This is a genomic window from Pseudomonas sp. HT11, from assembly GCF_044875395.1.
Lineage (GTDB): Bacteria > Pseudomonadota > Gammaproteobacteria > Pseudomonadales > Pseudomonadaceae > Aquipseudomonas.
In genome coordinates this window covers 5,746,536-5,770,563 of sequence record NZ_CP173217.1, presented here as the reverse complement: position 1 = coordinate 5,770,563, position 24,028 = coordinate 5,746,536, and the positions used below count along the sequence as shown (strand labels likewise).

Sequence of the window (24,028 nt, the reverse complement as noted above, 5' to 3'; positions counted from 1 at the left end):
GACCGCGTTTAACCTGTAGGAACGCGGTCAAGTGTGGGAGGGGGCTTGCCCCCGATTGGGCCTATCAGGCGCCGACAATCCCACCATCATCGCGCCGAATCGCCATCACCGACGAACGCGGCTTGCCGTTCGGCAGATGCTCCGGCCAGGTCGAACCGCCGGTTTCACCCGGGTGCTGAATGCCCACAAACAGCGTCTTCTGATCCGGCGAAAAACTGATGCCGGTGACCTCGCACGCCACTGGCCCGACCATGAACCGGCGGATTTCCCCGGTGCTCGGGTCGGCGCAGAGCATCTGATTGTTGCCCATGCCGGCGAAGTCACCCGCGTTGCTGTAGTCGCCATCGGTGAGAATCCACAGGCGCCCGGCCTTGTCGAAACCCAGGCCGTCGGGGCTGTTGAACATGTTTTGCGGGTTGATATTGGACGAGCCGCCCTTCGGCGTGCCGGCATGCACACCGGGGTTGCCGGCCACTACAAACAGGTCCCAGGAGAACGTGTTGGAGCCATGGTTATCGGCATCGGCTTTCCAGCGCAGGATCTGGCCGTAGACATTTTTCTCACGCGGGTTCGGGCCGCCTACCGGCTGACCTTCCTCACCACGCTTGGCGTTGTTGGTGAGGGTGCAATAAACCTGGCCGTCGGTGGGGCTGACCACGATCCATTCCGGGCGGTCCATGCGCGTGGCCTTGACCACGCTGGCGGCCAGGCGCGCGTGGATCAGCACTTCGGCCTGGCTGGCGAAACCGGTGCTGGCGTCGATGCCGTTTTTGCCATGGCTGAGTTCGACCCATTGGCCGGTGCCCTTGGGGTGGTCGGCGTTGCCGTCGCCTGCGTCGAAGACCGCCACATACAAGGTGCCGTGGTCGAGCAGGTCTTTGTTGGCCTTGGGGTTCTTGTGGTTGATCTTGTCGCGGCTGACGAACTTGTAGATAAACTCGCCGCGCTCGTCATCGCCCATGTACACCACGGCGCGGCCATCGCGGGTTTCAGCCAGGGCGGCATTTTCGTGCTTGAAGCGGCCCAGGGCGGTGCGTTTGGTCGGCGTGGATTGCGGGTCGAACGGGTCGATTTCTACCACCCAACCATGGCGATTGAGTTCATTGGGGTTCTTGGCCATGTCGAAACGCGGGTCGTGTTGATGCCAGTTGATCTCTTTGCTGGCTGCCACCACGCCATAGCGTTTTTGCCCGGCGTCGAAGGCCTGTTGTGGGTTGCTGCTGCCAAAGCAGTCGGTGAAGTTCTCTTCGCACGTCAGATAGGTGCCCCACGGGGTCTTGCCGTTGGCGCAGTTCTGGAAGGTGCCGAGGACTTTTTTACCGGTTTTGTCGGCGCGGGTTTTCAGCCAGTCGTGACCCGCCGCCGGACCGCTCAGGCGGATCGGCGAGTTGCCGTGGATGCGCCGGTTGTAGCGCGAGTCCTGCACGAACTGCCAGGTGTCGCCCGTGCGCCGCACTTCGATCACCGACACGCCTTCACTGGCCTGAGCCTTGTGCACGTCTTCGGCCGATTGCGGTGCGCCGCCGTGGGCGTAGAGGTAACGGTAATTGGTGTATTCGTTGTTGATCGCCATCAGCGCGCGGTTGTCGTCACCGGGGAAGGCGAACAGGCTCATCCCGTCGTTGTTGTCACCGAACTGTTGCTCCTGGGCCTTGGCGGTGCCGTTGCCAGAGGGGTCGAACGCCGGCGCGTTTTTGTGCAATGGCTGGCCCCAGCTTATCAGCACCGAAGCACTGTAGCCGGGTGGCAGGCTGATGGCGTCGCGGGTGTCGGCGGCGATGCTGGGGAAGCCCAGCAACGGGCTGCTGAACGCGGCGTTGACAGCCAGGGCGCTGCGGCTCAGCAGGTTGCCGCCGAGGAACATCGCGGCGCCGCACAAGGCCCCCGCGCCGATGAAACGGCGGCGGGTGAGGCCGACCATCTGTTCGAGGTCGGTGGCTTGGTTGTCTTCTAATAGGCTCATTTCAGGCTCCCTGCGGTTTTTGCAGACACCTTAAGGAGCGCGCGTGACGAAATTGTTGCAGTTTGAAGTAGCCCTCGCGCTACACCGGCGTGCCGAGCAACACGTTGCTGGGCGAGAACTGCACCTGAATTGGCTGGCCCTCGGCGGCCTTCAGTGCCTTGAGCGCGGCGGGCTGCGCCAGGGCGCATAAAACCTGGCCGTTGGGCAGGGTGATGCGCACCTCGCTGGGGCCATCCTCGGCGTCGAGAATCGTCTCGATCACACCGCTCATGCAATTGTGTCCAGGTGTTGCTGCTTGCTCCAGGCCGAGCAACTCCAGCCAGCCGGCCTTGATCAAGGCGACCACCTCCACGCCGGTCTCCAGTTCCAGGCGCTGCGTGCTGTCGTGGGTGATCTGCGCGCTCAGGCTCAAGTCGCCCGACAGTTGCAGGCGGATCATGTCATTGCGGCCATGGCTTTCAATGGCGATGACCTGGCCGTGCAATTGGTTGCGCGCGCTGGTGCGCAGCATCAGCCGGCCGAGCAGGTTGAAGTCGCTCGCGTCTTCATCCGAGCCCAGCACCTGGGCCTGCAACACTTGCAAACGCTGGTAAAGGCGCAGCACGCGCTCACCCTCGGCCGTCAGCCTGGCACCGCCGCCGCCTTTGCCGCCGACGCTGCGTTCCACCAGCGGTTTTTGCGCCAGATTGTTCAGCTCGTCGATGGCATCCCAGGCGGCCTTGTAACTCAAACCGGCGCTTTTGGCCGCACGGGTGATCGAGCCTTGCTCGGCGATGTGCGCCAGCAAGGCGATGCGCTGGGGGCGGCGGATGATGTGTTGGCTGAGCGAGGTCGGCAGAGACATGTGGATACGCTTCTATAAGGTCAGCGGACGTTGCAGGCGTGGCGCACGCGAGTCAAGTCATGCCCCGGGTTTAGGTGTGCGTGCCAGGCAGTACACATCGACTTGCCGCGCCCCCGCGTCCATCAACAACCGCGCCAGGCTGTGGGCGGTGGCGCCGGTGGTCAGTACGTCGTCGACCAGCGCCAGGTGGCGGCCTTGCACCTGGGCGTCGGGAGCCAGTGCAAACGCGGCGAGCAGGTTGCGTTTGCGGGTTTTGGCGTCGAGGGCTTGTTGCGCGACGGTTTCATGGGGGCGTAACAACAGGTGGTCATCGTGCGGGATATCAAGCTGTTCACTCAGCCAGCGTGACAGCATCAGCGCCTGGTTGAAGCCGCGTTCGCGCAGGCGTTTACGCGCCAGGGGCACGGGCAGCAGGCAGTCGGGGCGCTCGAGTTCGGCGTTGTCAAAACGGTGTTGCAGGTGATGCCCCAGCAGGCGCGCGAGCAGGTGGCCGAGGGGCCAGCGTGACTGATGCTTGAAGCGGCTGATCAGGGTGTCGACGGGAAAGCTGAAGGACCACGGTGCGACGACGTGTTTAAACGCAGGCGGGTTTTTCAGGCATTGGCCGCAGATCAAACCGCTGGTTGGCAGCGGCAAGGCGCACACCTCGCATTGCGCCAGCAACCATGGCAGCTCTGTTTCGCAGACGTTGCACACACAATCGGCCGATTCTGTGGCCTCATCGCAAATTAAACAGGTCTGGTTGTTTTTTAGCCAGATGTAAACCTCGCGTTTGTATCCTGGTTGACAGTGCATGAATCTTCCTTAAATATGCCGAGCATCCGTGTCGTGACTGTGGGTATTGCCCTTCCCGCAGCGAAAGCCCAAGCATAATCAAGGAATCGCCCATGAGCGCCAGCACCACTGCCACCCTGCGTCACGATTGGTCCTTAGCCGAAGTCAAAGCGCTGTTTGTGCAGCCTTTCAATGACCTGTTGTTCCAGGCGCAGACCGTGCACCGCGCGCATTTCGACGCCAACCGCGTGCAGGTGTCGACGTTGCTGTCGATCAAAACCGGCGCCTGCCCGGAAGATTGCAAATATTGTCCGCAGTCGGGCCACTACAACACTGGCCTGGAAAAAGAAAAGCTGATGGAAGTGCAGAAGGTCCTCGAAGAGGCCGCCCGCGCCAAAGCCATCGGTTCGACCCGCTTCTGCATGGGCGCCGCGTGGAAACACCCGTCGGCCAAAGACATGCCGTACGTGCTCGAAATGGTCAAAGGCGTGAAGGCCATGGGCCTGGAAACCTGCATGACGCTCGGCCGTCTCGACCAGGACCAGACCGAGGCCCTGGCCCAGGCCGGCCTCGACTACTACAACCACAACCTCGACACCTCGCCTGAGTTCTACGGTTCGATCATCACCACGCGCACTTACAGCGAGCGCCTGCAAACCCTGGCCTATGTGCGCGATTCGGGCATGAAGATCTGCTCGGGTGGCATCCTCGGCATGGGCGAGTCCCTCGACGACCGCGCCAACCTGCTGATCCAGCTGGCCAACCTGCCGGAGCATCCGGAGTCGGTGCCGATCAACATGCTGGTGAAGGTGGCCGGTACGCCGCTGGAAAACGCCGATGACATCGACCCGTTCGACTTCATCCGCATGCTCGCCGTGGCGCGCATCCTGATGCCGCAGTCGCACGTGCGCCTGTCGGCCGGCCGTGAAGCCATGAACGAGCAGATGCAGGCCCTGGCGTTCTTCGCCGGCGCCAACTCGATCTTCTACGGCGACAAGCTGCTGACCACCGCCAACCCGCAGGCTGACAAGGACATGCAGCTGTTTGCGCGCCTGGGCATCCTGCCGGAAGCCCGTGAAGAGCATGCCGATGAAGTGCATCAGGCGGCGATCGAGCAGGCGCTGGTGGAACAGAAGAGCAGCGAGCAGTTTTATAACGCCGTGGTTTGACGCCGATCCCCCTATTTGGAATGCATTCCAAATGTGGGAGCGGGCTTGCTCGCGAATGCGGTGGATCAGTGAAAGATAGGTTGACTGACGCACCGCATTCGCGAGCAAGCCCGCTCCCACATTTTTGACCGAGTTGAACCGCTAATCCGAGGCCTGCATGTCTTTTGATCTCGCCGCGCGTCTCGCTGCCCGTCGTGCCGAACACCTTTACCGTCAACGCCCTTTGCTCCAGAGCCCGCAAGGCCCTGAAGTCGTGGTGGACGGCCAACCGTTGCTGGCGTTCTGCAACAACGATTACCTGGGCCTGGCCAATCACCCGCACGTGATCGAAGCCTGGCGCGCCGGTGCGTCCCGTTGGGGCGTGGGCGGTGGCGCGTCCCACTTGGTGGTTGGCCATGCCACACCGCACCATGAACTGGAAGAAGCCCTGGCCGACCTGACCGGGCGCCCGCGCGCGTTGCTGTTCACCACCGGCTACATGGCCAACCTCGGCGCCGTCACGGCGCTGGTGGGGCAGGGCGACACGGTGCTGCAAGACCGTCTCAACCATGCCTCGTTGCTGGATGCCGGTTTGCTCAGCGGTGCGCGGTTCAACCGCTACTTGCACAACGACGCCGCCAGCCTGGCCAAGCGGTTGGAGAAGGCTACCGGCAACACGCTGGTGGTCACCGACGGCGTTTTCAGCATGGACGGCGATCTGGCCGACCTGCCCGCGCTGGCCCGTGAAACCAAGGCCAAAGGCGCCTGGTTGATGGTGGATGATGCTCACGGCTTCGGCCCGCTGGGTGCCACTGGCGGCGGGATCGTCGAGCATTTCGGCTTGAGCCAGGAGGATGTGCCGGTGCTGGTCGGCACGCTGGGCAAAGCCTTTGGCACCGCCGGAGCGTTTGTGGCGGGCAGCGAAGAGCTGATCGAAAGCCTGATCCAGTTCGCCCGGCCTTACATCTACACCACCAGCCAACCGCCGGCGTTGGCCTGCGCAACCTTGAAAAGCCTAGAGCTGCTGCGCACCGAGCATTGGCGACGCGAGCATCTCAATGGCCTGATCCGCCAGTTCCGTCAGGGCGCCGAACAGCTTGGCCTGGACTTGATGGACAGCTTCACGCCGATCCAGCCGATCCTGATTGGCGACAGTGCCCGCGCCGTGCGCCTGTCGCAGCTGCTGCGCGAGCGCGGCCTGATGGTCACCGCGATCCGCCCACCCACCGTGCCTGCCGGCGGCGCGCGTTTGCGCGTGACGTTGACGGCGGCCCACAGCGCGGCGCAGGTGCAGCTATTGTTAAACGCATTGGAAGAGTGTTTCCGCTTGTTAGGCGCCATGGAGCCCGACCATGCGTGATCGACTGATAGTGCTGCCCGGCTGGGGCCTTGGCGTATCGCCACTGGAGCCCTTGGCCGCAGCCTTGCGCGGCCTCGACGAACACCTGCAGGTGCAGATCGAGCCATTGCCGACGCTGCAATCGAGTGACTTGGGTGAATGGCTCGACGAACTCGACGCCACGCTGCCCGACAACGCCTGGCTGGGTGGTTGGTCCCTGGGCGGCATGCTCGCGTCGGAGCTGGCGGCGCGCCGCGGCGAACGTTGCTGCGGCTTGCTGACGTTGGCGAGCAATCCGTGTTTTGTCGCGCATGCCGGCTGGCCCAGCGCGATGCCGGCTGAGACGTTCGATGCGTTTCTCGCCGGCTGCCATGCCGACTCCCAGGTCACCCTCAAACGCTTCGGCCTGCTGTGTGCCAAGGGTGCGCAAGACCCGCGCGGGCTCTCGCGTTTGTTGGTCAGCGGCGCGCCGAATACGCCTTCCAGCGAATTGATGACCGGCCTTGAGTTGCTGGCTCAACTAGATACCCGCGAAGCCTTGCTCGGCTATCGCGGCCCACAGTTGCATCTGTTCGCCGGTTTGGATGGTCTGGTGCCCGCCCAAGCGGCTGGCGACTTGCTGGCGCTGCTCCCCGATGTAGAAATCGGCCTGATTGAACAGGCCGGTCACGCTTTTCTTCTGGAAGACCCTCACGGTGTAGCGGGGGCCATCCAGGCTTTTTTGCACGAGTGCGTTGATGACTGATTTATCCCACCCAACACTGCCGGGCGCCTTGCCGGACAAGCGCCAGGTGGCGGCGTCTTTCTCCCGCGCCGCCGCCAGTTACGACAGCGTGGCCGCGTTGCAGCGCGCAGTGGGTTACGAGCTGTTGGCTCGCCTGCCAACGGGCGCCGCGCCGCAACGCTGGCTGGACCTGGGCTCGGGCACCGGTTTTTTCAGCCGCGTGCTGGGCGAGCGATTGCCCGCCAGCCAGGGCGTGGCGGTGGATATTGCCGAAGGCATGCTCAACCACGCGCGGCCATTGGGCGGCGCCGAGCACTTTATTGCCGGTGATGCTGAACGCCTGCCGTTGCAGGGCAACAGTTGCGGGCTGATCTTCTCCAGCCTGGCGGTGCAGTGGTGTGCAAATTTTGACGCCGTGCTCCGCGAGGCTTATCGCGTGCTGCAACCCGGCGGGGTGTTGGCGTTTGCCAGCTTGTGCGTGGGCACGCTGAGTGAGCTGCGCGAAAGCTGGCGGGCCGCGGATGGCCTGGTGCACGTCAATCGCTTCCGCACTTTTGAGGCTTATCAACAGCTGTGCGCCGCCAGCGGCTTGCGGGTGGTGAGCCTGGAGCGCCGGCCGCACGTGCTGCATTACCCGGATGTGCGCAGTCTGACCCATGAACTCAAAGCATTGGGCGCGCATAACCTGAACCCGGGCCGCCCGGGAGGGTTGACGGGGCGCGCGAGGATTGTTGCACTGGTGGGCGCTTACGAGCAGTTCCGTCAGGCCCAAGGCCTGCCCGCCACGTACCAAGTGGTGTATGCCGTACTGGAGAAACCTCTATGAGCGCCGCTTACTTCATCACCGGCACCGACACCGATGTCGGCAAGACCACCATCGCCGCCGGCCTGCTGCACGCCGCAAGGCTCGCGGGTAAAAGCACCGCTGCTGGCAAGCCCGTGGCTTCGGGCTGCCAGGTCACCCCCAAAGGATTACGCAATGCCGATGCCTTGGCGCTGTTGGCTGAGTGTTCGTTGCCGTTGAGCTATGCCGAGGTCAACCCGGTGGCGTTCGAGCCCGCGATTGCACCGCACCTGGCGGCGCGGGAGGCGGGCGTGGCGTTGACGGTGCAATCGCTGTTGAAACCGATGCAGCAGATTCTGGCGCGGCAGGCGGATTTCACCTTGATTGAAGGCGCGGGCGGCTGGCGGGTGCCCTTGGCTGATCAGGACAACCTGTCGGACCTGGCCAAGGCGCTCAAGCTGCCGGTGATCCTGGTGGTGGGCGTGCGTCTGGGCTGTATCAGCCATGCGTTGCTCACTGCGGAAGCCATAGCGCGAGACGGTTTGCCGTTGGCAGGCTGGGTGGCGAATATCATCGACCCCAAGACCTCTCGTCTGGAAGAGAACCTCGCCACCCTGGCTGAGCGGTTACCTGCGCCTTGCCTTGGGCGCGTGCCAAAACTCAAGCAAGCCAGCGCCGAAGCCGTCGCCGAATACCTGGAACTGGACCTGCTTGACTGATTTTGGCTATCGCTAAGGCATTATGCCATTAGTGTTTTTGACGGGCGTTTTGCCGGGATGTCTGCTTCAATTCAGGTTCACGATTCTCTAAAGGCAGGCTTACGCCATGGAAATCTCTGGAAGCAGCGCGTTTTATTCGGGGCTGAGCACGATTAAGGCCGGGCAGAACCGCGTCGACCAGGCCGCCGGCAAGATTGCCAGCGCCGCGACGACCCAGCCATCGGACGCACAAAGCGACCGCCTACAAGCCAACGACCGTGCCCAGCCATCCAACTCGGCGAGCAACATGGTTGAAATGGCTCAAGGCAAGTTTCAAGTGGAGCTGGGCGTCAAAGTCGCCAAGGCTTCGGATGAAATGCTGGGCACGCTGATCGATACCTACGCTTAACTCCCCTCTTTCCAGGCATGCCGGCTCTTGTGTGGGAGCTGGCTTGCCTGCGACAGCTTCTATTCGGTCCCCCTGGTACACCGCGGCGTCTGTATCGCAGGCAAGCCCGCTTCCACATGGGCCCTGCTTCGTCTGACTGAACTTTTACACCGCTCAATCATGTGGCGCCTTGCCGCAGGCCTTGCCGTGCCTGATGTTGATCCGCGTCATGACAAATGGCAGCGGGACGATGCTTGACAACCCCAGGTCGTAAACGTATGTTTCAAACACCTGTTTGACCGCCACAACGCATCCACGCGGTTGTTCATCCCAGATACATCAGCAGAGGTTTATCGCTATGCCTGACTACAAGGCCCCCTTGCGTGATATTCGCTTCGTTCGTGACGAACTGCTCGGTTATGAAGCGCACTATCAGAGCCTGCCGGCTTGCCAGGACGCTACCCCGGACATGGTTGACGCCATCCTCGAAGAAGGCGCCAAGTTCTGTGAGCAAGTGCTGGCACCGTTGAACCGCGTGGGCGACATCGAAGGCTGTACCTGGAGCGAGTCAGGCGTTAAGACCCCGACGGGTTTCAAAGAAGCCTATAAACAATTCGTTGAAGGCGGCTGGCCAAGCCTGGCCCACGACGTGGAGCACGGCGGCCAAGGCCTGCCGGAGTCCCTGGGCCTTGCAGTCAGCGAAATGGTTGGCACTGCCAACTGGTCGTGGGGCATGTACCCGGGCCTGTCGCACGGTGCGATGAACACCATCTCCGAGCACGGCACCCCAGAGCAGCAAAATGCCTACCTGACCAAACTGGTCTCGGGCGAGTGGACCGGCACCATGTGCCTGACCGAACCCCATTGCGGTACCGACCTGGGCATGTTGCGCACCAAGGCTGAGCCTCAGGCCGACGGTTCCTACAAAGTCTCTGGCACCAAGATCTTCATCTCGGCCGGTGAACACGACATGGCCGACAACATCGTCCACATCGTGCTGGCCCGCCTGCCGGACGCACCGGCTGGCACCAAAGGCATTTCGCTGTTTATCGTGCCCAAATTCCTGCCAAACGCAGACGGCTCGATTGGCCAGCGCAACGCGGTGTCCTGTGGTTCCCTGGAACACAAGATGGGTATCCACGGCAACGCCACCTGCGTGATGAACTTCGACGCGGCCACCGGTTTCCTGATCGGCCCGGCGAACAAAGGCCTGAACTGCATGTTCACCTTTATGAACACCGCACGCCTGGGCACTGCGCTGCAAGGCCTGTCCCACGCTGAAATCGGTTTCCAGGGCGGCCTGAAATACGCCCGCGATCGCCTGCAAATGCGTTCGCTGACCGGCCCGAAAGCACCGGACAAAGCCGCTGACCCGATCATCGTGCACCCTGACGTGCGCCGCATGCTGCTGACCATGAAAGCCTTCGCCGAAGGCAACCGTGCGATGGTGTACTTCACCGCCAAGCAAGTGGACATCGTCAAATACGGCACCGACGACGAAGCGAAAAAGCAGGCCGATGCCCTGCTGGCATTCATGACCCCGATCGCCAAGGCGTTCATGACCGAAGTCGGTTTTGAAGCCGCCAACCACGGCGTGCAAATCTACGGCGGCCACGGCTTCATTGCCGAGTGGGGCATGGAGCAGAACGTTCGCGACAGCCGCATTTCGATGCTGTACGAAGGCACCACCGGTATCCAGGCGCTGGACCTGCTCGGCCGTAAGGTGCTGATGACTCAAGGCGAAGCGCTCAAGGGCTTCACCAAGATCGTGCACAAGTTCTGCCAGGCCAACGAAGGCAACGAAGCGGTTAAAGAGTTCGTCGCACCGCTGGCTGCACTGAACAAGGAATGGGGCGAGTTGACCATGAAGGTCGGCATGGCCGCGATGAAAGACCGTGAAGAAGTCGGTGCCGCTTCGGTGGATTACCTGATGTACTCCGGTTACGCGTGCCTGGCTTACTTCTGGGCCGACATGGCGCGCCTGGCTGCCGAGAAACTGGCTGCCGGCACCAGCGAAGAGGCCTTCTACACCGCCAAGCTGCAGACTGCGCGCTTCTACTTCCAGCGCATTCTGCCGCGTACCCGTACCCACGTTGCAACCATGCTGTCGGGCGCCAACAACCTGATGGACATGAAAGAAGAGAACTTCGACCTGGGCTACTAAGCCTCGGCGGGTTCATGAAAAAGCCGCCGCTCTTTCGGGAGCGGCGGCTTTTTTGTGGGGGCCAGCAACGTGGCGCTTAAGGTGTCGGGATATAAGGCGCGCCGTCGCAGTAGGTGTTGCCCGGCAAAACGCCCCTGACTGGAATGTCCGTCGGTGGCGACTGAAGCAATTGCCCGGCGGCATTCTGCGTCGTGTAGCTGAGGTACATGACGCCCCTGCCGATCACCCGCATGGTGGCCGAATACTGCAGGTACACGGTTTGCCCGGTGGTGGAAGCCGCGGCAGCCCACACAATCGGGACAGTCAGTGGGGGCGTAATGGGGTTCGAACCGTCATCCTGACGGCTCATTACGCACGTCAATGTCCCCGCCGTGTTGGCACGCAGGAGCGCAGAGGGCGGGATAAATACACCGATAGACCGGTTTAGAAAGGTCAGGCTCGACGGCTGCGGCGAGGCGCAAGTGAGATTGCCGCCGATAAGGTTGAGCACCTGCGGCTGCGCCAGCGTCATCAACGGCGAGAAGTTCAAGATGAGATTTCTGGTAGGCCCCTCCACGAAGGTGGTCCCCCTGGTGATGCGGAATTTTATCTGGGCGGGCGTGTTGTTGCTGGCGGCGCCCGGAAGGATGGCCAGTAATTGGGCCGTCGTGATCACAAGGCGCAGCGGCAGTGGTTGGCCCACGTAAACCACAGGCGGCGCCAAGACGGTATTCGTGCCCACGACAACGGCCACAGCGTCGTTGATCTGCAAATTGGTGACACTGTCCAGCCAAACCTCCATCCCGCCTAGCCCGCTCAGGTCGATATCGGCCTGAGTCACCGTGTTGTCGGGCGCAATCGCCTGTGTCACGCGCGGAGCGGCAATGTTTGAAGGGGTCAATTGCAGCGCGACCCTGAGTTCCAGAATCAACGAATCACGTGAGCGGTTGCCTAGCCGGTCCAGGAAGCGGTAGGTCAGTTGCATGAGGCCGTTGCCGCGCTCGCGAATCACGGAGGCCGGTACTGAAATCAGGCGCGGGGCCGGATAGTCGGGCAAGGTAACAGGGCCCGGAGGTGCGAAAGGAAACTGCATGTGCCGGTCGGTAATGCCGTAGTAGGGAATGACCCTCAGCTCAACCTGGGCGTTGATCTCTGTGTGCTCGGGAATCCGGAACACGACCGGGTCATTGCTGGCCAGATACTCATCGGTAATCGTCGCAGTTGCCAGGTTCAATGGCAGCAGCGGGGCTGGCGGTGTGATGGTCAGGTAACCAAAAGGTGGCGTTTTATGCACCCGCAGCGGGGTGCTGGCGGTGGCGCGCAGAACGTTGTCACCGGCTTCCAGGATGTAGGTCAGCAGATAATCGCCTTCACTGCCCACGAAGCGGCGCGGCACTGGCATTTCAATGTCTGCTGTGGGGTAAGACGGCAACTGGAGGTAAGCGATGACTTGGTGTTCATTCGGCGGGGGCAGCTCGGCATACACCCGGATAATGGGCTGGGCCCCGGCAGGCCCCGGTTGCGGCAACGCTGGAATCCGGATTCGCAGGTCACGTTCAGCCGCCGTCAGCGGCACCATGCCGCCGGTTCCGGGCAGAGCATCCACCACAATCAAGGGCGGCAGCGAGGGTATGGCGTTACGAATCAGGAACTGAGAGCTGGTGCTCACCAGTTCGGATACCAAGGTTTCCATGAGGGTCACTCCCATCGTGTTTAAGGGACACTCCCTGTCCCGAATACTCGCTGGGCGGTATTGAGTGGTACGCGCAAGTAAACATGCCAATCCTGCCGGCGACTACTGTCATAACTGACAGTACGGAATGGCCTGCGCATTGCATCCGTCTGTTTTTTGCGCAATGACCTATAAAAAAACGCAGCGTGGCGCTCAGGGATTAGGCCGAGCGGCCGTTAAAGTGATGGCAATGTGATACGCATCACATTGAATGTGCTTAACTGTGATCAGTGAAGGCACTGTGCCATCTTTTTGAGTGGGTCGGAGCTTTACCCTTGTCACGCGCGTCCGCTGTACGTTTCAGTCATTTCCTACCTTCACTGCTGTTACTGCTGGCGGGGCTATCGGCTGCGTACGTGAAGGACCTCAATGTGTTCTTCACCTCGCTGTTCAACGTGCTGCCGACCTTGGTGCTGCTGCTCGGCGGTTCGTATTGCGCGGTGTATCGGCGCCAGCGTGAACTGTTCCTGATGATCACGGTGTACGTCGTTTATTTCCTGCTGGACACCCAGACCGACTACTACCGCGACAATGGCCGAGTCCGGGAAGACGCGGCGGTGGTGTTCCATCTGTGCTGCCTGTTGCTGCCGCTGCTGTTCAGCATCTACGCGCTGTGGCAGGAAAAAACCCACCTGTTTCGCGACTTCGTGGCCCGTTGCGCCGTGCTCTTCGCCGTCGGCAGCGTGGCGCTGGCGCTTGAGCAAAGCTTCCCGCAAGCGCTGTTGAGCTGGCTGGCAGAGATTCGCTGGCCGGCTTTGCACGGCAGCTGGATGAGCCTGATCCAGCTGTCGTACCCGATGTTCCTGATTGGATTTGTCACCCTGGCGGCGCAGTACTGGTATCAGCCGCGCCCGTTGCATGCCGCGCAACTGGTTGGCTTGCTCGGGCTGTTCTGGATGTTGCCGCAGACCTTCATCCTGCCGTTCACCCTGAACATCATGTGCAGCCAGGTGATGCTGATGATCGCTGCGGGCGTGGCACATGAGGCGTATCAAATGGCCTTCCGTGACGAGCTGACCGGCTTGCCGGGCCGCCGCGCGCTCAACGAACGCATGCAGCGCCTTGGGCGCAACTACGTGCTGGCGATGAGTGACGTCGATCACTTCAAGCGTTTCAACGACACCCACGGCCATGATGTCGGCGACCAGGTATTGCGCCTAGTCGCCAGCAAGCTCTCCAAGGTCAATGGCGGCGGGCGTGCCTACCGTTACGGCGGCGAGGAGTTTGCGGTGGTCTTCGCCGGCAAGACGCTGGATGAGTGCATGCCGTACCTCGAAGAAATTCGCGAGATCATCGCCCACTACGACATCAAGCTGCGCAACCCCGACCGCCCTCATGACGACCAGCAGGGCCGCCAACGCCGCGCGGGCAGCGGCGCGTCGAGCGTGTCGGTAACCGTCAGCATCGGTGTGGCCGAACGCCAGGCCGAACAGCGCACCCCGGAAGAAGTGCTCAAATCCGCCGACCAGGCGCTTTATGCCGCCAAGGGCGCCGGACGTAACTGTGTGGTCGCGGCCGGGCAAACCCGGCGAGGCGCGGTGCGTATGGCGAGTGCTGCCGGTTGAGTGATGGCGGTGTATTCAGCGGTTCTACAGTGATTGTTTGCGGCGGTGGCCGGCAGTAGGTTGAAACCATCTGCTGCCGGAGACATCGCCATGCCTGAGTACAAAGCTCCCCTGCGCGACATGCGCTTTCTGATCGACAACGTGTTTGATTTTCACGGTCACTACGCGGCCCTCGGCGCCACAGACGCCAGCCCGGACATGGTCAGTGCGATCCTCGAAGAAGGCGCCAAATTCTGCGAAAACGTGCTCGCGCCGCTTAATCGCAGCGGCGATGAGGAAGGCTGCCATTTCGACAACGGCGTGGTCACCACGCCCAAGGGCTTCAAGCAAGCTTTCGCCCAGTACGTGGAAGGCGGCTGGCATGGCGTGGCAGCGGACCCAGCCTACGGTGGGCAAGGCCTGCCGCACTCGTTGGGGCTGGTGTTGAGCGAAATGATCGGCTCCAGCAACACGTCCTGGGGCATGTACCCGGGGCTGACCCACGGCGCCATGTCGGCGATCCACGCCCACGGCACCGAGGAGCAGAAAGACACCTACCTGACCAAACTCACCGCCGGCGAATGGACCGGCACCATGTGCCTGACCGAAGCCCACTGCGGCACCGACCTGGGGCTGATCAAGACCCGCGCCGTGCCCCAGGCCGACGGCAGTTACGCGGTCACCGGCAGCAAGATCTTCATCTCGGCCGGCGAGCATGACCTGAGTGCGAACATCATCCACTTGGTGCTGGCCAAACTGCCGGATGCGCCGGCGGGCACCAAAGGTATCTCGCTGTTTATCGTGCCCAAGTTCCATGCCGATTCGGGTGAGCGCAACGCGGTGCACTGCGGCTCCATCGAGCACAAGATGGGCATCAAGGCCTCGGCCACGTGCGTGCTCAATTTCGACGGTGCCAAGGGGTTCTTGATTGGCGAGGCGAATAAAGGCCTCAACTGCATGTTCACCATGATGAACCACGCACGGCTGGGGACCGGCATGCAGGGCCTGTGCAATGGCGAGGCGAGCTTCCAGGGCGCAATCAAGTACGCCAATGATCGCCTGCAAATGCGCTCGCTGACCGGCGCCAAGGCCCCGGAAAAGGCCGCCGACCCCATCATCGTGCACGCTGATGTACGCCGCATGCTGCTGACCATGAAAGCCTTCAACGAAGGCAACCGCGCGCTGACGTATTTCACCGCGCAATTGCTCGACACCGCGCACCTGAGCAACGACGCGGGTCAGCGCCAGGACGCTGAAGACCTGTTGGCGTTCCTCACGCCGATCTGCAAAGCCTTTATGACCGACACGGGCCTGGAGGTGACCAACCACGGCATGCAGGTATTCGGTGGCCACGGTTATATTCGTGAATGGGGCATGGAACAGTTGGCACGCGATGCGCGGATCGCGCCGATCTATGAAGGCACCAATGGCATCCAGGCGCTCGACCTGCTGGGGCGCAAGGTGCTCGGTAGCCAGGGCAAGCTGCTGCGTGGTTTTACCAAAATCGTGCATAAATTCTGCGCGGCAAATGCCGAACACCCGCAGCTCAAGGCCCACGTGGCGCAACTCGATCAACTGAACCAGCAATGGGGCGAGCTGACAATGAAGGTCGGCATGGCCGCCATGAAAAACCCCGACGAAGTGGGCGCCGCGGCGGTGGATTACTTGATGTACAGCGGTTACATCATCCTCGCCTACCTGTGGTTGCGTATGGCGATAGCGGCTCAGGCACACGACGACGCCGAGTTTGCCCAGGCAAAGCTTTCGACCTGCGACTTCTACTTCAAGCGCTTGCTGCCGCGTACGGCCACGCACCGGGCCGCGGTGGAGGCGGGCAGCGAGTGCCTGATGAGCTTGCCTGCTGAGTTGTTTGCCCTGTAGGCGGCTGATGCTTCTGCGGGTAACTGTGTGCGGGCTTGTGTGGAGCTGGCTTGCCTGCGATGCAGTCACCTCGGTAGGTCAGTGAAGCTGCAGTGATGCCATCGCAGGCAAGCCAGCTCCTACATTAGATCTGTGTGTGACTTATAAATACTTAATAGTCACGAACGGACCCTATGTGTCTGAAAAGTTGTTCGGGTACACTCGGAGCCTGTAAAACCGATCCTACCGACTTACTTTTCACGTTCTCACGAGGTTTGCCATGGCTGATTACAAAGCGCCGCTGCGTGATATGCGCTTCGTCCTCAACGAAGTCTTTGAGGTCGCCACCACTTGGGCCCAATTGCCGGCATTGGCAGACATCGTGGATGCCGAAACCGTCGAGGCGATCCTTGAGGAAGCCGGCAAGGTCACCGCCAAATCCATCGCACCGCTGAGCCGCAATGGCGACGAGCAAGGCTGCCGTTGGGCCGATACCGTGGTCAGCACACCGGATGGTTTCCCCCAGGCCTACAAAACCTACGCCGAAGGTGGCTGGGTGGGTGTAGGCGGCGACCCTGTCTTTGGCGGCATGGGCATGCCCAAGGCGGTGTCGGCCCAGGTTGAGGAAATGATCAACTCGTCGAGCCTGGCATTCGGCCTGTACCCGATGCTCACCTCTGGCGCCTGTGTGTCGATCAACACTCACGCCAGTGAAGCACTCAAGGCCAACTACTTGCCGAAGATGTATTCCGGCGAGTGGGCCGGCTCCATGTGCCTGACTGAAGCGCACGCGGGCACCGACCTGGGGATTATCCGCACCAAGGCTGAGCCGCAGGCGGACGGTTCCTACACGATCAGCGGCACCAAAATTTTCATCACCGGTGGCGAACACGACCTCACCGAAAACATCATCCATCTGGTGCTCGCCAAGCTGCCGGATGCGCCGGCCGGTCCGAAAGGTATCTCGCTGTTTCTGGTGCCCAAGTTCATGGTCAATGCCGACGGCAGCCTGGGCGCGCGTAACCCGGTGAGCTGTGGCTCGATCGAACACAAGATGGGCATTCAGGCGTCTGCGACCTGCGTGATGAACTTCGACGAAGCCGTGGGTTACCTGGTGGGCGAGCCCAACCGTGGGTTAGCGGCGATGTTCACCATGATGAACTACGAGCGTCTGGGGGTGGGTATCCAGGGCCTGGCCTCCGGCGAGCGCTCCTATCAGAACGCGATTGAATATGCGCGTGATCGCCTGCAAAGCCGCGCACCGACCGGCGCCCAGGCTAAAGACAAAGTGGCCGACCCGATCATCGTGCATCCGGACGTGCGCCGCATGCTGCTGACCATGAAGGCTGCGAATGAAGGCGGTCGCGCGTTCTCCACGTACGTGGCAACGCAATTGGACATCGCCAAGTTCAGCGAGGATGCCGCCGCCCGTGAGCGTGCGGACAATCTGGTGGCACTGCTCACACCCGTCGCCAAGGCGTTCCTCAGCGATCTGGGCCTGGAAACCACCGTGCTCGGCCAGCAAGTGTTTGGCGGCCACGGCTACATTCGCGAGTGGGGCCAGGAGCAACTGGTGCGTGATGTGCGCATCACGCAGATTTACGAAGGCACCAACGGCATTCAGGCGCTGGACTTGATGGGGCGCAAGATTGTCGGCAGCAACGGCGCGTTCTATACCCTGTTCGCTGACGAGATCCGTCAGTTCATTGCCACAGCGGACGCCCAACTGGCTGAGTTCACCCGACCGCTGAGCGCGGCGGTGGATAACCTGGATGAGTTGACCGCCTGGGTGCTGGACCGCGCCAAGACCAACCCGAATGAAATCGGTGCAGCGTCGGTGGAATACCTGCACGCCTTTGGCTACATGGCGTACGCCTACATGTGGGCCCGCATGGCGAAGGCCGCGTGGGGCAAAGAGTCTGAGGAAGACTTCTACGCGAGCAAGCTGGGCACGGCGCGTTTCTACTTTGCGCGCCTGCTGCCACGTATCCATTCGCTGAGTGCGTCGGTAAAAGCCGGTAGCGAATCGCTGTTTTTGCTGGATGAGGCACTGTTCTAAGGGCTTGGAGGGCGTGTAAGCATTCTCTTACATGACGTGCTGCTATTCGTCCTCTATCGCCAAATTGGATCCACGGATAATCTACTTCACATGGACGTCGCGCAGGAAGCGCAAAGCAACAACACGGACACGTAGGATTCTGCCAGGACGGCGGAGTGAAATGGATGTCAGGGAAACAGTCTGCAAAACCCCGCTTCGGCGGGGTTTTCTTTTGCCCGCGAAAAAGTCAGGCAGGCGCCTGCGGGGCATTCATCACGTCTTCCAGCAGCGTGCGCAATAACGCCACCGTTGCTTGCTGGCGCTGTACATCGCGGCACACCAAGCCCACTTTCAGCGCCACCCGGGGTTCGCTCAAGGGTTTCCACAACAGCGCCTTGCTGTTGTGCTCATCCTGGGAGCGCCCGGGCAGTACCGTGGCCAGCTTGGTATGGGGCAGGCTGTCGAGAATGCCGACCATGGTATTCAGTTCGGCCTGCACCTGTGGCCGGCGCCCGAGGTTGGCGAGCTGGCCCTGCCAGATCTGCCGCACCTGAAACTCCTCTCCCAGTAGCAACATCGGTAATTCGGCCGCCTGTTTCAGCGAGACCTTCTTGAATTCGCGCAAGGGGTGGTCCTCCGGGATCACGACCTTTAATTCGTCTTCATACAACAGCACGCCGTGCAGCCCCGGCTGACGCGGCGGCAGGTAGCTGATGCCGATGTCCAGCGAGCCGTTGAGCAAGCGCCGTTCAATCTCCAGGCCGGTCAATTCGTAGATCTGCACCACCAGATGCGGCTGGGCCTTGCGCACGCGCTCAAGCATTTGCGGGACCAGGCTGGTGTGCACCGTTTGCAGCACGCCGATGGCCAGCGTGCGCATGGCCTGGCCCTTGAAGTTGCGCAGGGCTTCGACGGCCTGTTGCATACCGTCGATCAGCGGCAATGCGTGGTTGTACAAGGTATGCGCGGCCAGCGTCGGCAGCAGGCGCTTGCTGCTGCGCTCGAACAGGCTCACATCCAGGTTCTGCTCCAGCTGGCGAATCTGTTGCGACAGGGCCGGTTGGGAGATCGACAGACGCTCCGCAGCGCGGCCAACGTGGCCTTCCTCATACACCGCGACGAAATAACGCAGTTGCTTGAAATCCATAAGGCTTACTTATCGAAAAAGCTGGAAAATCGAAATGGCCGGTGGGCCCCGAGACGCCTAGTCTAGCGCCTATTCGCAAGGCTTACAGGGCCGGATCTGGCAATGAATAGCGTTTATGTTGATGGCGTTTACATAGGCAAGACAAAAAACCTCGAGTCAGTCTTTGCACAGGATTGCGACCAAGGTCAGGTTGCCATTGGGGGTGAGGTGTGAATCTGTTTCGTCGCCCTGCACCGAGCCTGGACGATCTGATCCTCGACGCGCCGCACGAGGATCTGCCCAGCGATGCCCTGATGCCCACCGTCGTAAGGCCTGCGCAGGTCTTCGTGCGTGGCCAGGGCTCCTGGCTCTGGGACAGCGACAACCGTGCATACCTTGATTTCAGTCAGGGCAGCGCCGCCAACAGCCTGGGCCACAGCCCGCAGGTGCTGATCAAGGCCCTTGCCGATCAGACTCAGGCGCTGATCAACCCCGGCAATGGCTTGCACAATCGCCCCCAACTGAACCTCGTCGACCGGTTGTGCCATCACACGCGCAGTGATCAGGGATACCTGCTTAATAGCGGCGCTGAAGCCTGCGAAGCTGCGATCAAGCTGGCGCGCAAATGGGGCCAACAGCACCGCGGCGGCGCGTACCACATCATCAGCGCCAGCAACGGTTGCCATGGCCGCAGTTTCGCGGCGATGGCGGCTTCGACCGGGGCGGGCGGCAACCGTTTTGAACCGCAATTGCCGGGCTTTAGCCATGTGCCTTTCAACGACCTGCCTGCGTTGCACGCGGCGGTCGATGCACAGACGGTGGCCATCATGCTGGAGCCGATTCAGGGCGCAGCCGGCGTGATCCCCGCCACCGAGCACTACCTGAAAGGTGTTGAACGCCTGTGCCGCGAGCTGGGCATCCTGCTGATTCTTGATGAAGTGCACACCGGCATCGGCCGCTGCGGCACCTTGCTCGTCGAACAACAGTACGGCGTGCGCGCCGACATCATCACCCTTGGCAAAGGCCTGGGCGGCGGCGTGCCGTTGGCGGCCCTGCTGGCGCGTGGCAAGGCCTGTTGCTTCGAGCTGGGCGAGCTGGATGGCACCCACCATGGCAACGCGTTGATGGCAGCGGCCGGGGAGGCGGTACTAAAAACGGTACTGGAGCCGGGCTTTCTGGAGCAGGTGCGCGAGTCCGGCCTTTACCTTGGCGAAGGCCTCGCCCGCCTGGCTTATCGCTACGATCACGGCCAATTGCGCGGCCATGGCCTGATGTGGGGCCTGACATTGTCGGATGATTCTGCAGATGCCGTCGTAAAAGCAGCACTGCACGAAGGTTTGATCCTTAACGCCGCGCAACCCAACGGCCTGCGCTTCACCCCAGCCTTGACGGTCAGCAAAAGCAATATCGACGAAATGCTTTTGCGCCTGGCTCGCGCCTTCTCCCGAGTGCGCACCGCGCAGTTGCAATGCCGCAAGGGCATCGCCGTTTAACCCACATTTCAGAACCGTCTCGCGGCCTACGCGGCGCCCTCAGCCTGATTCTTTTGGCTGGGGGCGTTTTTTTGTCCGCGCACTTCAAGCTGGCCCAGTGCCAGATCCCACTGAACCCTCACGAGTGCCCAAGGTCGATTAGCTACACGGCTCACACGAGCCGATTATCTGGAGCTGACCCATGGACATCATTCGCATCATCATCGCCATTCTGCTGCCGCCACTGGGTGTGTTCCTGCAAGTGGGTTTTGCCGGCGCGTTCTGGCTAAACATCCTGCTGACCCTGTGCGGTTACTTCCCGGGCATCATTCACGCCGTGTACATCATCGCCAAACGCTAAAACTGTCAGCCTTTTGCAATGAGCCGCGAGTTGCGCTCGTTGCGAAAGGCCAATTGCTCGATGGTCTGGGTGGCGTGTTCGGCTTCTTCCCGCGCTTGCAGGATGATGCCGTGCTGCTCGGACTTGCTGCACACCGGGTCGGCGTTGCTCGCGTCGCCCGTGAGCATGAACGCCTGGCAGCGGCAGCCGCCGAAGTCCTTTTCCTTTTCATCGCATGAACGGCACGGCTCGGGCATCCAGTCGTAGCCGCGAAAGCGGTTGAAGCCAAACGAGTCGTACCAGATGTGCTGCATGCTGTGGTCGCGCACGTTGGGAAATTGCACCGGCATCTGTCGGGCACCGTGGCAGGGCAGGGCAGTGCCGTCCGGTGTTACGGTCAGAAAAATACTGCCCCAGCCGTTCATGCAGGCTTTTGGGCGTTCCTCGTAGTAGTCCGGTGTAACGAAGATCAGCTTGCACGGGTGGCCTTCGGCTTCGAGCTTGGCGCGGTATTCGTTGGTGATGCGTTCGGCGCGCACCAGCTGTTCTTTTGTCGGCAACAACCCCACACGATTGAGCTGCGCCCAACCGTAGAACTGGCAGGTAGCGAGCTCGACGAAGTCTGCTTCCAGCGCGATGCACAGCTCGATAATGCGGTCGATCTTGTCGATATTGTGCCGATGCGTGACGAAGTTCAGCACCATCGGATAGCCATGCGCCTTCACCGCCCGGGCCATTTCCAGCTTTTGCGCGAAGGCTTTTTTCGAGCCGGCCAGCAGATTGTTCACCTGCTCGTCGCTGGCCTGGAAGCTGATCTGAATATGGTCCAGGCCGGCCTTCTTGAAGTCGCTGATTTTCTGCTCAGTGAGACCGATGCCGGAGGTGATCAGGTTGGTGTAGAAACCCAGCTTGCGCGCCTCGGCGATCAGTTCGGCAAGGTCCTGGCGCACCAGCGGTTCACCGCCGGAAAGCCCCAGTTGCGCGGCGCCCATTTCCCGCGCTTCGCGAAACACTTTGATCCATTGCTCGGTGCTCAGCTCTTTACCCTGCTCGGCGAAATCCAGCGGGTTTGAGCAGTACGGGCACTGCAACGGGCAACGGTAAGTCAGCTCGGCGAGCAGCCACAGCGGCAGGCCAACGGGTGGCTTTTCAGGCAAGTTCGATCCAGTGCTCAGCACGGGCGACCTCCATGAAATCCTCGATGTCTTGACCGAGTTCAGGTACGCCGGGGAATTGTTTATCCAGCTCGGCGATGATGGCAGCCACGTCGCGTTCGCCATCGATCAGACCACCGATCAGCGCGGCGCTGTCGTTGAGCTTGATCATGCCTTCGGGGTAGAGCAATACGTGGCCTTTTTGCGCGGGCTCGTACTGGTAGCGATAGCCCTGGCGCCAGGTCGGTGTTCTGCTGCGATCAAAGCTCATAGGGTGATCCCTTTATGCCATACACGCTGATCAGTCACGCTGTGATATGGCGGGCGGTTCAGTTCATAGGCCATGCTCATGGCATCCAGCATGCTCCACAAGATGTCGAGTTTGAACTGGAGAATTTCCAGCATGCGCTCCTGACCTTCGCGAGTGGTGTAGTGCTGCAACGTGATCGCCAAGCCGTGTTCCACATCGCGACGTGCCTGGCCCAGGCGGGTACGGAAATACTCATAACCGGCCGGGTCGATCCACGGATAGTGCTGCGGCCAGCTGTCGAGGCGCGACTGGTGGATCTGCGGCGCGAACAGCTCGGTCAGCGAGCTGCTGGCGGCTTCTTGCCAGCTGGCACGGCGGGCAAAGTTGACGTAGGCATCCACGGCAAAACGCACGCCGGGCAGCACCAGTTCCTGAGACCGCAGTTGGTCCGGGTCCAGGCCAACGGCCTGGCCCAGACGCAACCAGGCTTCAATACCGCCGTCTTCACCGGGAGCACCGTCGTGGTCGAGCAGGCGCTGGATCCACTCGCGGCGGATCTCGCGGTCCGGGCAATTGGCCAGGATCGCGGCGTCTTTCAGCGGGATATTCACCTGGTAGTAGAAACGGTTGGCGACCCAACCCTGGATCTGCTCGCGGGTGGCGCGGCCTTCATACATCGCCACGTGGTACGGGTGATGGATATGGTAAAAGGCGCCTTTGGCCCGCAAGGCATGCTCGAACTCGGCGGGCGTCAGCGGTGTGTCAGTCATGTGGTCTGCTCCTACAATTCAATGCTCATGCCGTCGTAAGCCACTTCAACATTACGCCGTGCCAGCTCGGCCCGTTCGGGGGAGTCTTCATCGAGGATCGGGTTGGTGTTGTTGATGTGGATCAGCACCTTGCGCTGCTCGGGCAACTGCTCCAGCACTTCGAGCATGCCGCCGGGGCCGTTCTGAGCCAGGTGGCCCATCTCGCGACCAGTGCGGGTGCCGACGCCACGGCGCTGCATTTCATCGTCGTCCCACATCGTGCCATCCACCAGCAGGCAATCGCTGCCGGCCATGATCTCCAGCAACGGCGCGTCGACCTTGCCCAGCCCAGGGGCGTAAAACAGTTTGCCGCCGGTGCGCAGGTCTTCGACGATCAGGCCGATGTTGTCGCCTGGGTGCGGGTCGAAGCGGTGCGGCGAGTAGGGCGGCGCGGCGCTGCGCAATGGCAGCGGCGTGAAACGCAGGTTGGGGCAGGCCGGAATGGTGAAGCTGGCGTCCAGCTCGATGCGGTTCCAGGCCAGGCCGCCGTTCCAGTGCGTGAGCATGGTGAACAGCGGGAAACCAGTACTCAAATCTTCATGGACCATGTCGGTGCACCACACCTGGTGCGGGCAGCCTTCGCGCAGGCTCAACAGGCCGGTGGTGTGGTCGATCTGGCTGTCCATCAGGATGATCGCGCTGATACCGGTATCGCGCAGCGCACGGCCGGGTTGCATCGGGGCGAAGCCTTGCAGTTGCGCGCGGATATCCGGCGAAGCGTTGCACAGTACCCAATTCACGCCATCGTCGGAAATCGCGATGGACGACTGAGTGCGCGCCTGGGCCCGCAGGCTGCCGTCACGAAAACCTGCGCAGTTCACGCAGTTGCAGTTCCACTGCGGGAAGCCACCGCCGGCGGCGGAACCTAGAATCTGGACAAACATGATTGCTCCATCAC

21 protein-coding genes are annotated in these 24,028 nt (G+C 61.6%); 12 read left to right on the top strand and 9 right to left on the bottom strand.

Annotated elements, in window-relative coordinates; translation table 11 throughout:
- Positions 1-64: 64 nt before the first annotated feature.
- From ABWL43_RS26690 to ABWL43_RS26680, 3 genes are all read right to left on the bottom strand, one after another.
- Positions 65-1,963, bottom strand: a complete 1,899-nt coding sequence (locus ABWL43_RS26690; RefSeq protein WP_404485484.1) for a PhoX family protein — start codon at positions 1,961-1,963, stop codon at positions 65-67.
- Positions 1,964-2,042: 79 nt separating this feature from the next.
- Entirely contained in the window at positions 2,043-2,807 is a 765-nt protein-coding gene (locus ABWL43_RS26685) for a TOBE domain-containing protein (protein ID WP_242200711.1), read from the bottom strand.
- A 57-nt stretch (positions 2,808-2,864) separates the two neighbouring features.
- A complete protein-coding gene (locus ABWL43_RS26680) occupies positions 2,865-3,602 on the bottom strand; it encodes a ComF family protein (protein ID WP_262209361.1) in 738 nt (245 codons plus the stop codon).
- Positions 3,603-3,694: 92 nt separating this feature from the next.
- On the opposite strand from ABWL43_RS26680, the gene bioB reads away from it, so the two are divergent.
- From bioB to ABWL43_RS26645, 7 genes are all read left to right on the top strand, one after another.
- Positions 3,695-4,750, top strand: coding sequence for a biotin synthase BioB (bioB, locus tag ABWL43_RS26675; protein WP_145157491.1), 1,056 nt, complete (start codon positions 3,695-3,697; stop codon positions 4,748-4,750).
- A 157-nt stretch (positions 4,751-4,907) separates the two neighbouring features.
- Positions 4,908-6,089 carry an 8-amino-7-oxononanoate synthase gene (gene bioF, locus ABWL43_RS26670; RefSeq protein WP_404485479.1) on the top strand — a complete coding sequence of 394 codons (1,182 nt, stop codon included), beginning with the start codon at positions 4,908-4,910 and terminating at the stop codon, positions 6,087-6,089.
- Entirely contained in the window at positions 6,082-6,813 is a 732-nt protein-coding gene (locus ABWL43_RS26665; RefSeq protein WP_404485475.1) for an alpha/beta fold hydrolase, read from the top strand. Before bioF ends, ABWL43_RS26665 begins: the two co-directional genes overlap by 8 nt.
- Complete coding sequence (bioC, locus tag ABWL43_RS26660) at positions 6,806-7,618, top strand: malonyl-ACP O-methyltransferase BioC (RefSeq protein WP_242200721.1); 813 nt, start codon at positions 6,806-6,808, stop codon at positions 7,616-7,618. The genes ABWL43_RS26665 and bioC overlap by 8 nt, the downstream gene beginning before the upstream one ends.
- Positions 7,615-8,295 (top strand): dethiobiotin synthase, encoded by a 681-nt coding sequence (gene bioD, locus ABWL43_RS26655; protein WP_106575548.1) that lies wholly within the window; start codon positions 7,615-7,617, stop codon positions 8,293-8,295. The genes bioC and bioD overlap by 4 nt, the downstream gene beginning before the upstream one ends.
- Before the next feature lie 106 nt (positions 8,296-8,401).
- Positions 8,402-8,683, top strand: coding sequence for a pyrroloquinoline quinone biosynthesis protein PqqE (locus ABWL43_RS26650; protein WP_404485471.1), 282 nt, complete (start codon positions 8,402-8,404; stop codon positions 8,681-8,683).
- A 337-nt stretch (positions 8,684-9,020) separates the two neighbouring features.
- Positions 9,021-10,826, top strand: a complete 1,806-nt coding sequence (locus ABWL43_RS26645) for a phenylacyl-CoA dehydrogenase (RefSeq protein WP_145157486.1) — start codon at positions 9,021-9,023, stop codon at positions 10,824-10,826.
- 76 nt (positions 10,827-10,902) lie between these two features.
- Here ABWL43_RS26645 and ABWL43_RS26640 read toward each other — a convergent pair whose 3' ends face one another.
- A complete protein-coding gene (locus tag ABWL43_RS26640) occupies positions 10,903-12,498 on the bottom strand; it encodes a hypothetical protein (protein ID WP_404485468.1) in 1,596 nt (531 codons plus the stop codon).
- Between the two features lie 314 nt (positions 12,499-12,812).
- Between ABWL43_RS26640 and ABWL43_RS26635 the strand changes: the two genes are divergently transcribed.
- The 3 genes from ABWL43_RS26635 to ABWL43_RS26625 all read left to right on the top strand — a co-directional run bounded on the left by ABWL43_RS26635 (position 12,813) and on the right by ABWL43_RS26625 (position 18,000).
- The gene (locus ABWL43_RS26635) at positions 12,813-14,102 is read left to right on the top strand and encodes a diguanylate cyclase (protein ID WP_262209351.1); all 1,290 of its coding nucleotides are present in this window, start codon (positions 12,813-12,815) and stop codon (positions 14,100-14,102) included.
- 90 nt (positions 14,103-14,192) lie between these two features.
- The gene (locus tag ABWL43_RS26630; RefSeq protein WP_404485465.1) at positions 14,193-15,962 is read left to right on the top strand and encodes an acyl-CoA dehydrogenase C-terminal domain-containing protein; all 1,770 of its coding nucleotides are present in this window, start codon (positions 14,193-14,195) and stop codon (positions 15,960-15,962) included.
- Positions 15,963-16,221: 259 nt separating this feature from the next.
- Complete coding sequence (locus ABWL43_RS26625; protein WP_404485462.1) at positions 16,222-18,000, top strand: acyl-CoA dehydrogenase C-terminal domain-containing protein; 1,779 nt, start codon at positions 16,222-16,224, stop codon at positions 17,998-18,000.
- Positions 18,001-18,226: 226 nt separating this feature from the next.
- Here ABWL43_RS26625 and ABWL43_RS26620 read toward each other — a convergent pair whose 3' ends face one another.
- The gene (locus ABWL43_RS26620) at positions 18,227-19,126 is read right to left on the bottom strand and encodes a LysR family transcriptional regulator (protein WP_145157477.1); all 900 of its coding nucleotides are present in this window, start codon (positions 19,124-19,126) and stop codon (positions 18,227-18,229) included.
- A gap of 209 nt (positions 19,127-19,335) precedes the next feature.
- Between ABWL43_RS26620 and ABWL43_RS26615 the strand changes: the two genes are divergently transcribed.
- Together ABWL43_RS26615 and ABWL43_RS26610 are read left to right on the top strand one after the other, a co-directional pair.
- Positions 19,336-20,598 (top strand): aspartate aminotransferase family protein, encoded by a 1,263-nt coding sequence (locus ABWL43_RS26615; RefSeq protein WP_404485460.1) that lies wholly within the window; start codon positions 19,336-19,338, stop codon positions 20,596-20,598.
- Positions 20,599-20,779: 181 nt separating this feature from the next.
- Positions 20,780-20,938, top strand: a complete 159-nt coding sequence (locus tag ABWL43_RS26610; RefSeq protein ID WP_010207008.1) for a YqaE/Pmp3 family membrane protein — start codon at positions 20,780-20,782, stop codon at positions 20,936-20,938.
- 5 nt (positions 20,939-20,943) lie between these two features.
- Here the strand turns inward: ABWL43_RS26610 and pqqE are convergent, their stop codons facing one another.
- From pqqE to pqqB, 4 genes are read right to left on the bottom strand one after another with little or no spacing between them, the layout of a single operon-like run.
- Positions 20,944-22,095 carry a pyrroloquinoline quinone biosynthesis protein PqqE gene (gene pqqE, locus ABWL43_RS26605; protein WP_404485456.1) on the bottom strand — a complete coding sequence of 384 codons (1,152 nt, stop codon included), beginning with the start codon at positions 22,093-22,095 and terminating at the stop codon, positions 20,944-20,946.
- Positions 22,067-22,342 (bottom strand): pyrroloquinoline quinone biosynthesis peptide chaperone PqqD, encoded by a 276-nt coding sequence (gene pqqD, locus ABWL43_RS26600; RefSeq protein ID WP_017138041.1) that lies wholly within the window; start codon positions 22,340-22,342, stop codon positions 22,067-22,069. The genes pqqE and pqqD overlap by 29 nt, the downstream gene beginning before the upstream one ends.
- Positions 22,339-23,091, bottom strand: coding sequence for a pyrroloquinoline-quinone synthase PqqC (gene pqqC / locus ABWL43_RS26595; protein ID WP_145157473.1), 753 nt, complete (start codon positions 23,089-23,091; stop codon positions 22,339-22,341). The genes pqqD and pqqC overlap by 4 nt, the downstream gene beginning before the upstream one ends.
- 11 nt (positions 23,092-23,102) lie before the next feature.
- A complete protein-coding gene (gene pqqB / locus ABWL43_RS26590) occupies positions 23,103-24,014 on the bottom strand; it encodes a pyrroloquinoline quinone biosynthesis protein PqqB (RefSeq protein ID WP_106575537.1) in 912 nt (303 codons plus the stop codon).
- Positions 24,015-24,028 lie beyond the last annotated feature (14 nt).

What these genes read in the sequence shown, in the direction of transcription:
- ABWL43_RS26690 (WP_404485484.1), bottom strand. Translation starts at nt 1,963, where the DNA reads ATGAGCCTATTAGAAGACAACCAAGCCACCGACCTCGAACAGATGGTC.
- ABWL43_RS26685 (WP_242200711.1), bottom strand. Translation starts at nt 2,807, where the DNA reads ATGTCTCTGCCGACCTCGCTCAGCCAACACATCATCCGCCGCCCCCAG.
- ABWL43_RS26680 (WP_262209361.1), bottom strand. Translation starts at nt 3,602, where the DNA reads ATGCACTGTCAACCAGGATACAAACGCGAGGTTTACATCTGGCTAAAA.
- bioB (WP_145157491.1), top strand. Translation starts at nt 3,695, where the DNA reads ATGAGCGCCAGCACCACTGCCACCCTGCGTCACGATTGGTCCTTAGCC.
- bioF (WP_404485479.1), top strand. Translation starts at nt 4,908, where the DNA reads ATGTCTTTTGATCTCGCCGCGCGTCTCGCTGCCCGTCGTGCCGAACAC.
- ABWL43_RS26665 (WP_404485475.1), top strand. Translation starts at nt 6,082, where the DNA reads ATGCGTGATCGACTGATAGTGCTGCCCGGCTGGGGCCTTGGCGTATCG.
- bioC (WP_242200721.1), top strand. Translation starts at nt 6,806, where the DNA reads ATGACTGATTTATCCCACCCAACACTGCCGGGCGCCTTGCCGGACAAG.
- bioD (WP_106575548.1), top strand. Translation starts at nt 7,615, where the DNA reads ATGAGCGCCGCTTACTTCATCACCGGCACCGACACCGATGTCGGCAAG.
- ABWL43_RS26650 (WP_404485471.1), top strand. Translation starts at nt 8,402, where the DNA reads ATGGAAATCTCTGGAAGCAGCGCGTTTTATTCGGGGCTGAGCACGATT.
- ABWL43_RS26645 (WP_145157486.1), top strand. Translation starts at nt 9,021, where the DNA reads ATGCCTGACTACAAGGCCCCCTTGCGTGATATTCGCTTCGTTCGTGAC.
- ABWL43_RS26640 (WP_404485468.1), bottom strand. Translation starts at nt 12,498, where the DNA reads ATGGAAACCTTGGTATCCGAACTGGTGAGCACCAGCTCTCAGTTCCTG.
- ABWL43_RS26630 (WP_404485465.1), top strand. Translation starts at nt 14,193, where the DNA reads ATGCCTGAGTACAAAGCTCCCCTGCGCGACATGCGCTTTCTGATCGAC.
- ABWL43_RS26625 (WP_404485462.1), top strand. Translation starts at nt 16,222, where the DNA reads ATGGCTGATTACAAAGCGCCGCTGCGTGATATGCGCTTCGTCCTCAAC.
- ABWL43_RS26620 (WP_145157477.1), bottom strand. Translation starts at nt 19,126, where the DNA reads ATGGATTTCAAGCAACTGCGTTATTTCGTCGCGGTGTATGAGGAAGGC.
- ABWL43_RS26610 (WP_010207008.1), top strand. Translation starts at nt 20,780, where the DNA reads ATGGACATCATTCGCATCATCATCGCCATTCTGCTGCCGCCACTGGGT.
- pqqD (WP_017138041.1), bottom strand. Translation starts at nt 22,342, where the DNA reads ATGAGCTTTGATCGCAGCAGAACACCGACCTGGCGCCAGGGCTATCGC.
- pqqC (WP_145157473.1), bottom strand. Translation starts at nt 23,091, where the DNA reads ATGACTGACACACCGCTGACGCCCGCCGAGTTCGAGCATGCCTTGCGG.
- pqqB (WP_106575537.1), bottom strand. Translation starts at nt 24,014, where the DNA reads ATGTTTGTCCAGATTCTAGGTTCCGCCGCCGGCGGTGGCTTCCCGCAG.